Source organism: Weissella sp. ESL1177 (genome assembly GCF_058107185.1).
The window spans coordinates 14,564-27,720 of the sequence record NZ_CM176591.1 but is presented as its reverse complement, the minus strand read 5'-3'; the positions used below and the strand labels follow the sequence as shown (position 1 = coordinate 27,720).

Sequence of the window (13,157 nt, the reverse complement as noted above, 5' to 3'; positions counted from 1 at the left end):
CGTCCTGATCGTTTTATATTTCTATAATTGTCTGATGAGATTCCCATATTTATCATATGCGATAGAAATTATTAATTTTGCTATTTCTAACCAAGTAACAAAAGCCAACGTGTACGAAAAAATGACAACGACATTATCTTAGCGCAGTAAATAACCACCATCAACTGGTAATGTGACACCTGTCACGTAACTAGCAGCGTCACTAGCCAAAAAGACAACAACACCCATTAATTCTGATGGATCAGCCCAGTGACCCGCTGGAATATGATTCAAAATTTCAGGTCCACGAACTGGATCTTCCTGAAGAGGTTTTGTCATATCTGTATTCACATAGCCTGGTGCAATGGCATTAACTTGGATATTGTGTGATGCTAAGGCATCAGCATATGCTTTGGTTAGGCCAACCACACCATGCTTGCTGGCTGCATATGGATAAATAAACTTACCAGCACGATATGATTGCATTGATGCAATATTAATAATTTTACCACTCTCTTGCTGTGCCATAACTTTAGCGGTCGCCTGTGATAAATAATAAAGTGCATTTAAATTCAAGTTGATCACTTTATCCCAATCTTCTTTAGGAAATTCGTCCCACTCATGCCGAATGGTCATCCCTGCATTGTTAACTAATATATCAATTTTGCCAAACTTTGCCACCGCTTCAGCTACTATCTTGTCAGCTGCGCCATCTGCCGTAATATCAATGGCTAAAAATTCAACGCGGTGTCCTGTATTTGCGACATAATTTTTAATATCGGACCACCCATTATGTGAACGCGATACTACCATTACGTCTGCGCCCGCGGTACTCAATGCTTTTGTGTAATATTGTCCTAATCCTGAGGCACCGCCAGTAATAATGGCAATTTTGCCAGACAAATCAAATTGCTTCATTGTAAATACATTTTCTGTCATGATATTCCCCCCTTAAAATGACATACCTTGTTTATCATTCACATCTACTACTTCAAATACTTCACAAATACAAGGTATTTTTTCATGAAATACTTTCTTCATTTTATCATATTCAGACTTAAAAAAAGATTCATGAACTTGCCGCCAATAATGTAACGTGCGATCACCTTCGCCTTCATGATACGCGTGTTCAGATGATACATTATCATATGGTATCGTTTCAACGACCATTGTTTGTGTCACACAAACTGGTTGTCCTTGTCCATTTAAAATAATATTATATTCACCAATATATGGTTTTGGTTCATTTTGCTCATATAATTCAGCTGCTGAAGTTGTCGCTGTTTTAACCCCTTGAACCGTTAATCTTGCTAATTCATCTGCCATTTGCACACTATCACCATAAGCCCAAGCAGAATATGCCGTCTCTACTGGTATATTGTTCAATTGACAAAATTTTTGCCAATAAGCTCTAATTTCCTGATTTTGAACCATCTGTTTTACATATCCTTTTCATTTTTTTGCCACATTCGCTGTGATGATTGACTGAGTGCATACTAAAATCGTCATTATCGCTCATTTAGACCACAAAATTCAAATAAAAAATATTTAATAAACTTTATATTGCTGCCCCTCATTCGAAACCTCAATTCATCAAAATCAAATAATCTGATGAATGATTCCCACCAATATGCTTCACCATTAGGATACACAATTTTCTGAAAGATTACACGACATAAAGAGGGCCAATTTGTTAAACCATTTAAATAGGCACACTTTATCTATCAACCGAGTAAACAATAAAACTCTAATTTGATTCATAGCATCCTCAAATTAGAGTTAAATTTATTTTTAGTTTTGAAATTGATTTAATCTAGTGCTTTATAATGATAAATCTTCGTCGAGAAATCTGACAACGTAACTGGTTCATATATGCCAGTTTGCATTAATTCATCACCACCAATAACATCCCCTGTTTCAACGTTTTTATAAAGTTTGTCTGCGTCTAGATTAACTAATTTAATGACTTCGTTTGTTGGTTGTGCTTCAGATAAAATTTTAAATGAAAATACTAAAACTTCATCTTTATTTGGGCTAACAAACATCCAAGCACAACGATTATTTTGATTAGGATCAATTAAACGACTGTACTCACCGAATTGTACTAATTTTCGAATCGCTTTATATTGGGAAACTTGTTTTTTAACTGCTTGCTTTTCAGCCTCAGTCATTTGTGTTAAATCTAATTCATATCCAAATACACTACTCATTGCAACCGCACCACGCGTTTTTAATGACGTATCTCGCCCAGTTTGTTGATTGGGAGTCTCTGATACATGTGATGTAAATGAAGATATTGGATATGCTAATGACGTACCATATTGAATTCCCATTCTTGCAACAGCATCTGTATTATCACTAGTCCATGACTGGGGCATATAATACAAAAAGCCTGCATCAATACGACCACCGCCACCTGAACAGCCTTCCCATAGAATGTCAGGATACTCACTCGTTAACTCTTCTAATAATTTATATAGTCCAAGAACGTAGCGGTGCATGACTTCACCTTGGCGATTAGCGGGTAAATCATTTGCATAAATGTCTGATAGGTTACGATTCATATCCCATTTAACGTAGTCAATATCTACTTGTTCAAATATTTGACGCATCTGTTCATGAATATTTTCCCGAACTTCTTGACGCCCAATATCTAAAACAAATTGACTACGCGAAGGACTTGGCTCACGATTAGGAACTTTTAGCATATACTCTGGGTGCTGTTTATATAGCGTTGAATCTATTGAAATCATTTCTGGTTCAAACCAAATACCGAACTTTAAACCGCGTTCATGGATATAATTGGCAAAATGTTGCAGTCCTTGTGGAAACTTTTTTGAAAATACTTGCCAGTCCCCCAACGATGAATGATCATTATCACGATGACCAAACCAACCATCATCTAGGACAAACATTTCAATACCCATTGATTTTGCCTCGTCAACAATTGGTTGCAAGCGTGCTTCATCAAAATCCATGAAAGTCGCTTCCCAATTATTGACCACAATGGGACGCAATTCATTCTTATATTTACTTCGTACCATTCTTTGTTGTAATAATGAATGTATGGCATGGCTCATACCATTTAATCCCTTATCTGAATACGTCATAATGACTTCAGGTGCTTGGAACGAATCTTTTGGGGCAAGTTCCCAATCAAACTGATCATCGTTAATCCCCACTGCAATGCGGTATGTGCCATATGGATCTTTACTAACTTCTTCTTTATGATTCCCCGAATAAGCAAAACTTAACCCAAGTACTTCTCCTTGAAATTCATCAGTATTAGGATTACAAATTGCAATAAAATTATTCATATGATGACTAGTCGTTCCACGACGACTTTGAAATACTTTTGTTCCAAATGTTATTGGCTCGCGATTAATGTGACGTTCATTTGCATGACCACCTGGTAAAGATATTACCTGTCTTTCGCCAACTGGTAAATCAATCATCATTGAAGAAATTTTTTCTAAATGTATTGCTTCAGAACCGTTATTGATAACTTTGACTGAACGTGTAATCACCGGACGATCACGATAAATTGTATAGTTCAATGCTAATGTCACTTGACTAACCTCATCTACCAAATGAACTGTTAGCGTCTGTGCTTCATTATCATTTAAAGTATATGTGGCTGGCAATCCTTCTAATGTCGGCTTACCATTAGATATCGTAAAATCATAATATTTAAAAAAAGCAGATCTACTACCATCATGTTGTCGCACAATAATGGCTGGTGAACGAAAATCTCCATCGCCTTCATAACTATATTCACGTAAAATAGCATCCAAAGAGTATGTTCTATCAGTCGCATTTGGCAAATTTCCTGAAAAACCGCGGTCAATACGAGGATATTTTAATTGACCATGATACTGCTTAATTCGCTTACCATAGTACAAATGTGCGAGTACACCACCTTCTTCAATCCCTAATAAGTAAGATATTTCATCATTATGCAGATGAAATGAATGTGTTTCATCATCATATTCTATTAGACTATCATTTTTCATAGGTTGCTATCTCCACTAATTTTTAACTTGTTGTAACGAGAAAACTGGTTCGCTATTGGCGTTAACGACTTTATTTGGTTCAACAAGTAATTCAAAATCTTTAAATTTTTGTTGATTTGTGACGACAACTGCAACAGTATCATCTAAGCCAGCCTTTTTAATTGCTGGATCCCAAAATTCTATTAACTGTGTTCCCTTTTTCACCTGTTGGCCTTCTGTCACCAAACTTATAAAGCCAGTGCCGTTCATATGAACTGTGCCAAAACCAATATGAATTAACAAGGCCACACCATCTTTTGAGACCAATCCAATTGCATGACGTGTCGGGAACACTTGTTTTATTTGTGCATCAAACGGTGCATAAACCTTACCATCAGATGGTTTGATTGCAAATCCTTGACCAACTTGACCACTTGCAAATACTGAATCTGAAACTGTGTTCAACGCCTTAATCTGACCATTTATTGGAGACGTTAATGAAATAGTTGCACGGTTCTTATTTTCATTAGTATCTACTGTAATATCTTTACCCCAAGTTTTAGCTAATTCATCCACAATTTCAGCATGACGTTTTTCGGTCAAAGTTGATTTACGCCAAAACACCATAAATGCAATGATAAGTAATACTGCTGGTACACCAAACATCATTAATTTAAATTTAAATGCACCACTAGCTGTGATAGATGCTGCGGTAGCTCCTGTCGTCATACCAGCTAGCACGGCAACTTGACCGACAATTCCATTTGAAAGTGCACCACCCAATTTATCCAAGAGTGGCCGAATGGATAGCGTCAAAGATTCATCACGATGTCCTAATTTTAGTTGTCCATATTCTACTGAATCAGAAATAATCATTAATACAACCAAGAAAATAACTGCTTGGGGTACTTGGAACATTTCGGCAGCAATGATAACTAGCGCAAATGATTTACCCGCTAGTGAGAACAATAATAGGCCAGCTAACATGATACCAATACACGTTGCAAAGACACGACGTCGATTAAATCGATCAACTAGTTTTGGAAAAATAGAAACTGAAACTAAACTAATAACAATGTTGACTCCTTGAAAAATTGAAAATAAGGTTGACTTTCCCATAATAAAGGTAAAGTAATACAAAACAAGTGAATTTTCAATGTTAATACCAATGGCATAAATACCATAAGTTAGCGCAATCCACATCAACTGATCATTATGTGCTAATGTTGCAAATATTTGTTTAAAACCAACTGTATCGGCAACATTTTTCCGTAAATCAGATTGCACTTCTTTAGTTCCTAATCCGACAATCCATGAAGTCGCAATCCCAACAAGCGCGACAATTAGACCGAATGCAAACCAGCCACGAGAATCACCAGTACCATTTACTCGATTGACCGAGAAAAATAGTACGAGGGGCATGACAACCACCCCAACAAGGCCACCGCCCAAAGTTGATCCAATACGGGCAAATGAAGAAGTACGTTCTCGTTCTTTTGAATTAAAAGATAATGCTGGAATCATTGACCAAAAAGCAACATCCTTAAAGGCATAAAAAATATCCATTGTAATATACAGAATTGCAAAAATAACTAAATATAAATAAGGATGGGTTTGATTGATTCCTCCCAAATCCGTAAATAGTAACATCAACATAATAGAGGTTACTGTACCACCAATGACGACCCAAGGCTTAAACTGACCAAAACGTGTTTTCGTTCGATCGATCCAATTACCAATAAATGGGTCAATCACTAATTCAATAACGCGTAGAATAGTTATAATAGCTGTGATATACATAATCATACGGTTATTTTGTGCTTTATCACCCGTATTGAACAAATGTGTCGTTACAAACATAATAAAGTAGGTCGACAACGCGCCATAGAAGACATCGTTACCAAAAGCACCAAAGGCATAGGACACTCTAGAAACTATTTTTTGTAAAGCTGTTTGCTGTGACTGATTGTTTATTTCTTCCATAATGTTTCCCCTATCATTATTTAAGTTGATTATTTTGAGATGTAGCATTAGTAAGTTTGTTTACTTGTTTACCAGCCTACAAATAGAATTGTAATCGCTTTCTTTAAATTAATCAACTATTTATTTTACTTGTTTACTTACAATATGAAAAAAAGCGCTATGTCGTTCATAGCGCCAAATATGATTGATATATTTTATATACTTTCACGTCTGATAATCTTAGAATTCATTGTTAGTTGAATAGCTGACTGTCGTTCACCAATTAATTTTTCACGGACTAAATTAATCGCTTCCTTGCCCATCTCTTTTGCTGCTGGACGTACTGTCGTTAAAGATGGAAATAAATATTTTGCCATTTCAATATCATCAAAGCTAACAACAGCAATATCAGTTGGTATTTTATAGCCTGCTTCTTGAATCGCTCGATAGACACCCATCGCCTGTAAATCATTACTAGCAAATATGGCAGTTGTTGTTGTTTGCTCGTCTAAAATCTTTTTCATCACTTGCATTGCTGCATCAGAAGTCCAATCAGTAATATATGTATTAATATTTTCCCCTAATTTATGAAGAATCATCCAGTCTAAATAGGATTGGTGACGTACATCTAGTAAACTAGATTTTTCAACACCAACTTCTCCAATAAGATTCTTTTCACCCCCAATAAAAGTAATGTTACGGTGACCATTGGCATAAAGCAAATTTAGCAGTTGATTCGTTTGACGATCAAAATCATTTCGAACAACATCAAAATTATCAAAATTTCGACTATCATCGATAATAATAATATTTTGATTATATTTATATATTTTTAACAATAAATCTTCTGTTAATAACCCAATAACGATGACAGCACCATATATTGATAAATTTTCCCATTCAATCGTTTCTAATGCTGGTAACCTAATCTCATCCGCAATTTTCATACCCCATAGTAATGCCTGCTCATTAACACCGGCCATAATTTGTTGGAAATAAGGATCCCCCAGTTCTTGGTTTGTTGTTAATGCAGTCACAATTGCCAAATGTAATTTATCCACCTGATTCCTATTAGCAACATTTGATAATTTATAATTCAGTTGATTAGCTATTTGCCAAACACGGTCTCTGGTAACATTTGATACTGAAAAAGTTGCATCTTGATTCAATATTCTAGAGACAGTTGCCTTAGATACACCTGCTAATTTTGCAATATCTTGAATATTCGCCATATATTCCTCCACTACACACCGTCGTCATTAGTTAATATCATACCATTTTAAAATTGACATAGATAATTTTTGCTAAATTGTCTTATTTTGTGATTTTTTTCACTTTACGCCGTTGTGTCTTTTTGTTATGATTTAATTGTTTCGAGGGATACCTATTATTTTGGAGGAAAGTATGATGAAAGCTGCCGTTGTTAGAGATAGCTGTGATGGCTACGTTGATATTAAAGATGTTACCTTACGTGAGTTAAAATACGGTGAAGCACTTATAAAAATGGAATATTGTGGTTTATGTCACACAGATTTACATGTTGCCGCGGGGGATTTTGGTAAAGTTCCTGGTCGCATTATCGGTCATGAAGGTGTTGGTAAAGTCATTAAAATTGCTGATGGTGTCACTAACTTAACCATTGGTGATCGCGTTTCAATTGCTTGGTTCTATCGTGGCTGTGGTCACTGTGAATATTGCACAACTGGCCGTGAAACATTATGTCGAAATGTACAAAATTCTGGTTTCAATGTTGATGGTGCGATGGCCGAAGAATGCATCGTCCCTGCTGATTATGCCGTTAAAGTACCCGATGGTCTTGATCCGATTGAAGCAACTTCATTAACTTGTGCCGGTGTAACAGTTTATAAGGGCTTAAAAACTGGCGATGTTAAACCTGGCCAATGGGTTGAAGTTGTTGGTACTGGTGGTTTAGGCAACTTAGCTGTGCAATACGCACATCGTGTTTTTGGTGCCCATGTGGCTGCGGTGGATATTGATGATGACAAATTAGCTGCCACAAAATCACTTGGCGCTGATTTAACAATCAATTCTCGTTCTGAAGACGCATCACAAATTTTACAAGAAAAAGTTGGTGGTGTTCACAGTGCCCTCATTACTGCAGTTAGCCCGGCATCGTTTACAACAGCAGTTAATGCGCTTCGTCCCGATGGTACTTTAGTTGCCATTGCACTCCCTAAAGGTGAGATGGGATTAAATATTTCGAAAACTGTACTAGATGGTATCAAAGTGGCCGGTTCATTAGTCGGCACACGACAAGATTTGACTGAAGCTTTCCAATTTGGTGCTGAACATCAGGTTAAACCAATTGTTCATACACGTAAACTATCGGAAATTAACAATATTATTGACGAAATGAAAAACAATCAAATTGTTGGTCGTATGGTCGTTGACTTTACCCACTAAATTTTTCTCGTCTGTTTTTAATGAATTGGATCATCAATGAACGATTAACATGGTTCAATTGATGATCCTTAACTATTTTCTCAAAGATTTTAAATCATGATGTTTTTTAATATAATCGCCTGTTTACAAATCATTAAATTGTGGTAAGTTAATTTTAATTAAAAAATAGAGGTAACTTACAATCATGAGGATCAATATTTTACAACATACGCCTAATGAAGGTCCCGGTACTATTCTAGACTGGGCCAATGAACATCATCATAGTGTTTATATTTACCATCCTTATCAGTTTCATCTGCTGCCTACTGCCAATGAAACTGATTTACTTGTCATTTTAGGTGGTCCAATGAGCCCAAACGATGATCTGCCTTGGATTCATCAAGAACGAGCACTGATCAAACAATTAATTCAAGCGAATAAACCAATCTTTGGTGCTTGTTTTGGTGCCCAGCAAATCACAATGTCTCTTGGGTACAGTGTTCATAAATCACCTGTTAAAGAAGTTGGTTGGGCACCAATTTATGTCCAAACTGATGCCATTCCCAATATACCTCAAAAATTAGTCGTTTTGCATTGGCACGAAGAGATGTTTGACATACCAACAGATGCTAAGCTGCTATTTAGTAGCGACCATCTAGCAAATCAAGGATTTATTTTCAATCAAAACGTTGTTGGTTTACAATGTCACTTGGAACCTAAGCAATTAAATATTCGCGAAATGGTTGTTAACGATGCGGCGTATATTTCTAATTCCGTCTTAAACCAAACAGCAACTGACATTTTAAATCACGCAATCCCTATTGAAAATAAACAAGCAATGTTTGCTATATTAGACGATATCACAACTAAATAATGTTACTAACATTTGTAAAAAAAGACAGTTTAACTATCACAACAGTGACATGAAGTGCCCCATAATCGTTAGATTTTTATATCTAACAATTATGGGGTACTTCAATATTCGTTAAACTGTCTTTTTTATGATGAAGTTGAGCATAACGTTAATTTACTCTGATAATTGCCAAATGACTACTATATCAACGATATGATCAATAGATCTAATCTTACTATCTTCTCTTTCTGACCAACCAAATGATAGCCGCAATGAATATGAGTGTCATTACTAATGTACCAAACCATGCCCATGTGCCTTTTGCTAATGGCAAATGCATATTCATCCCATAAAATCCGGAAATAATTGGTGGTATCGCTAAAATTAATGACCAAACTGTTAAAAACCGCATCGTATCATTTAAAGAATTGTTCAAAATATTATTATAAGTATTGGACAATTTTTCAACTAAATCCGAAGTATCTTGTGTAATTTGTTGACTCTGTGCCGTCTCTATTTCTACGTCGGCAACTAGATCACGTTCACGTTTTGTCAATGATAATTCATCAGAATCAGAATCGCTACTTAATTTCATTTGTTTGATAGCCATGACATTATTATCTGTTGCTGTCGTCAAATGGACCAACTGATTACTTAAAGATGCTAAATGCTCAATTTGCATATTGGTTGGATTTTTACGGAATTTAGATAAGTTTTCTCGGCTATTATTGATCTCATCAATTTGATCCATGTATTGGTCATTTAGATGCCAAAGTAAGCGTAGCAATACCGTCATAATACTCACTAATGGTAAATCATTTCCCGAAAATATTTTTTCTAATTCATCATTTACTTGAGTAACCGCAATTGGTACCACAGAAACCAATGTTTCTTTCGTAACAATAAAACTCACAGGTTTAACTTGATAGGTCTCTTTTTCTTTAATAATGACTTGCCAAATCAGCATGCCAATACCAGTTTGTTCATTATAATCAAAACGTGACCGCTCACGTGGATCTTGCACATATGACTGAAATTTATTGGTTAATTCGAATGTTTTTTGTAATTGTTGGACATCTTCATATGATGGTTCTGTCACACTGATCCAACGTAGACCATTTACAATTGGCTTCTCTTGGTACATTTCTTTATCCCTTCCCCATTCTTTAATAACATTATTATAACAGGGTGTTTAACTGACCGTTTATATTGATCCAGTTATGCGACAAAAAGAAGTAACAATATGACCATTTTGCCTGGTAAATTGCTACTTCCAGAAACATATATATTATTTTTGTTTCGTTAAATGCCATTGTGGTCGACCAATCAAAAAGCCAAATGGTGGCACTTTGTAGCATACAAGCGACATATAGTAATCCAACATGACAATTATTAAAAAGATGATCGGTATTAATAAAAAGATGAGCCAATTGGGCAATGTCAATCCCTGTAAAACCATTGCTAAACCTATAATTGGTATTGTTTGTCCTAAATACATACCAAACCCGATTTTTGCACCAGTTGAAACAAAGCTAACTAACCACCGTGGCAAACCGTTTTCACGGTATTTTGCATATTGCAAGCCAATCCAAATAATAAAACCGATGATAAATAAATCGTATATAAAAATATATGGTTGGTGAATTTCCAATGTCTTTTGCATTGATAACTTTAAAATATATCGATTATAGTAAAATTCACCAAGTGTCCCTATCGCTAATACAAGCGTGCCCCAACCAAGAACTCGATGTCGTTGTTCAATAAACCATTTAAACTTGTCATAGTGAATGGCAGCAACTGCTCCCAATATAAAGTAAAATTGATAAACTAATAAATTAAAGCCGTAATTTTTCAGTAAAAATGGCCAATGGTTTGTTTGTATTTGAGGCAATTGATACTTAATAAAGAACAACATGCTCAATTGTATGAAAAAAGAAACCCCGAGAATCAATAAATGTCTGTTTGGAAATTTTTTGAATAACCAAACCAATAATGGAAACACAAAATATAATTGCATCATAACAATAATATAATACATATAGTAGTCAGTTCCATGCGATACTAAATAGATAAATGCCAATAAAAATGTTTTAATGGTTGCACCATTATTTTGCATAAGTGTCTCACCAAGTAGTAAAATAAAACACCAGCTAATATATGGTATACCTATCCCTAAAAAACGTTTTTTCCAAAAAGACCAAATATGCAACTTTTTATGAAAATGTTGTAGAAATAAAACAAGCCCTGTAATGAACATAAAACCCATTCGTGTAAAGTGTAAAGACAGATGTGTCATGTTAAGAAAATTTACTTCCCACGAGGTTGCTGATAATTTACTAGCCACCATTGTCGTTGTGTGATTTAATAATACCCCTGTAATGAAAATCAATCGTAAGATATCAACTTCATATAAATATTTTCTTTTTTGTTGTTTTTCTACCATAGTTTTAACGACTCAGTTGGGTTACCAATGTTTGTCGCATGACCTTTCCCGTTGGATTATGTGGGTATTGATTAACAAAAAAAACCCTCGTTGGTCTCGCTGGCAAGGAAAGATGATTTGCCGCGTATTGCAATAATTGATTCGTCATAGCCCCTTCTGTTAATTGACGCTGTGCCCTAGGAATGATCACTGCAACAACTTCCTCGCCATAAAGTGCGTCAGGTAACCCAATAATGACAACATCCTCAATAAATGATAATTGACGTAAACTATCTTCAATGGCAACTGGGGCCACCTTCTCGCCGCCATGACTAATAATATCTTTGATTCGGCCAACAATCTTTAAATAACCATCATCATCAAATTGACCTAAATCGCCTGTTCGTAACCATCCTTGATAAAATGAATCTGGTCGGCTATCAAGATAATCAGTAATCACATGATCACCGCGTAATAATATTTCTCCGACTTGACCAGCTTTTTGAGAAATAGCGCCATCCACTAATATGGCAATATTAGTCGCAACCGGTAAACCAACGGTCCCACTTTTAGGGGCATTAAATGGATTTAAAGCAATTAATGATGCAGCTTCTGTCATACCATAGCCTTCAATAACCGGTATATGATATCGAGACTCAAAATGATGCAATTGTTCTACCGATAGTGAAAAAGAAGCTGAACGAACATACTTCAATTTAATTTTTTCCTGGACACTAGTAAATCCTTGTTGTGCCTTATTGTTAATTTGTAAAATTTGAATGATGGTTGGCACAATTGATACCCAAGTGACACCGTATTTCGCAATTGCTGGCCAGAATCCTGAAGCTGAAAACTTAGGTGCGACAACTAACTTCCCACCAGAAAGCAACGTTCCAAGCATTTGAATAACTTGTGCATTCACGTGAAACATTGGCATAACCACCATCGCAGTGTCTGTAGCCATTAATCCTTGTGAGTCGATGATATGACTAGCGGATTGATACAGTTGGTCAGCCGTTAACCCAACCCGTTTCGGTTTACCAGTTGAACCGGATGTATTTAATATCATGGTCAAATTTTTATCAACTAACTGCGCCTGTGCTCGCTGGTTTACCGAATCATACCGATAAAATTTAATTGCTGCACCATCTAGCAAAAATGATGCGTCAGTAAACTTCTTAGTTGCTGTTAACTTTTCTTGAAAATTTTCATCAAATATACCTGCTGTATAATGATAGGTTTGAAACTCATCCAAAATCTCTACAAATCCTGATGTTGGTGCAATTGGGTGAACGATCGCTCCTAAACGCCACAACGCCAATTCAATTAAAGGATATAGCCAATGATTACCCATTGCAATTAATATAACATCATTCTTTTTAATATGGCGTGCTTTAAATTTTTCTTCCAAATTTGAAATGATTGCCAGCATTTCTTGACCAGTGTACGCATCATTATCAGCTAATGAGATTAACTTCACTTCATTTTTGTGGGCCATCATTTGTTTTCGTATTTTTTCATTTAGTATTGTCATATTTATGATTCC

At 35.7% G+C, this 13,157-nt stretch carries 10 protein-coding genes; 2 read left to right on the top strand and 8 right to left on the bottom strand.

The window, feature by feature from the left end:
* Positions 1 to 138: 138 nt before the first annotated feature.
* The 5 genes from AC3B5D_RS00095 to AC3B5D_RS00075 all read right to left on the bottom strand — a co-directional run bounded on the left by AC3B5D_RS00095 (position 139) and on the right by AC3B5D_RS00075 (position 7,165).
* The gene (locus tag AC3B5D_RS00095; protein ID WP_489840097.1) at positions 139 to 918 is read right to left on the bottom strand and encodes a glucose 1-dehydrogenase; all 780 of its coding nucleotides are present in this window, start codon (positions 916 to 918) and stop codon (positions 139 to 141) included.
* Positions 919 to 930: 12 nt separating this feature from the next.
* Positions 931 to 1,413: an ASCH domain-containing protein gene (locus tag AC3B5D_RS00090; RefSeq protein ID WP_489840098.1), complete on the bottom strand. Its 483-nt coding sequence runs from the start codon at positions 1,411 to 1,413 to the stop codon at positions 931 to 933.
* Positions 1,414 to 1,787: 374 nt separating this feature from the next.
* Entirely contained in the window at positions 1,788 to 3,992 is a 2,205-nt protein-coding gene (locus AC3B5D_RS00085; protein ID WP_489840099.1) for an alpha-galactosidase, read from the bottom strand.
* A gap of 15 nt (positions 3,993 to 4,007) precedes the next feature.
* Entirely contained in the window at positions 4,008 to 5,954 is a 1,947-nt protein-coding gene (locus tag AC3B5D_RS00080) for a sugar MFS transporter (protein ID WP_489840100.1), read from the bottom strand.
* A gap of 194 nt (positions 5,955 to 6,148) precedes the next feature.
* On the bottom strand, positions 6,149 to 7,165 hold the full coding sequence (locus AC3B5D_RS00075) for a LacI family DNA-binding transcriptional regulator (protein WP_489840101.1): 1,017 nt from the start codon (positions 7,163 to 7,165) through the stop codon (positions 6,149 to 6,151).
* Positions 7,166 to 7,340: 175 nt separating this feature from the next.
* Between AC3B5D_RS00075 and adhP the strand changes: the two genes are divergently transcribed.
* A complete protein-coding gene (gene adhP, locus AC3B5D_RS00070; RefSeq protein WP_489840603.1) occupies positions 7,341 to 8,357 on the top strand; it encodes an alcohol dehydrogenase AdhP in 1,017 nt (338 codons plus the stop codon).
* A 184-nt stretch (positions 8,358 to 8,541) separates the two neighbouring features.
* The gene (locus AC3B5D_RS00065) at positions 8,542 to 9,210 is read left to right on the top strand and encodes a type 1 glutamine amidotransferase (protein WP_489840102.1); all 669 of its coding nucleotides are present in this window, start codon (positions 8,542 to 8,544) and stop codon (positions 9,208 to 9,210) included.
* Positions 9,211 to 9,424: 214 nt separating this feature from the next.
* Here AC3B5D_RS00065 and AC3B5D_RS00060 read toward each other — a convergent pair whose 3' ends face one another.
* From AC3B5D_RS00060 to AC3B5D_RS00050, 3 genes are all read right to left on the bottom strand, one after another.
* Positions 9,425 to 10,333, bottom strand: coding sequence for a magnesium transporter CorA family protein (locus AC3B5D_RS00060; protein ID WP_489840103.1), 909 nt, complete (start codon positions 10,331 to 10,333; stop codon positions 9,425 to 9,427).
* Between the two features lie 144 nt (positions 10,334 to 10,477).
* Complete coding sequence (locus AC3B5D_RS00055) at positions 10,478 to 11,632, bottom strand: acyltransferase family protein (RefSeq protein WP_489840104.1); 1,155 nt, start codon at positions 11,630 to 11,632, stop codon at positions 10,478 to 10,480.
* 4 nt (positions 11,633 to 11,636) lie between these two features.
* Complete coding sequence (locus tag AC3B5D_RS00050) at positions 11,637 to 13,145, bottom strand: AMP-binding protein (protein ID WP_489840105.1); 1,509 nt, start codon at positions 13,143 to 13,145, stop codon at positions 11,637 to 11,639.
* Between the last annotated feature and the right edge of the window lie 12 nt (positions 13,146 to 13,157).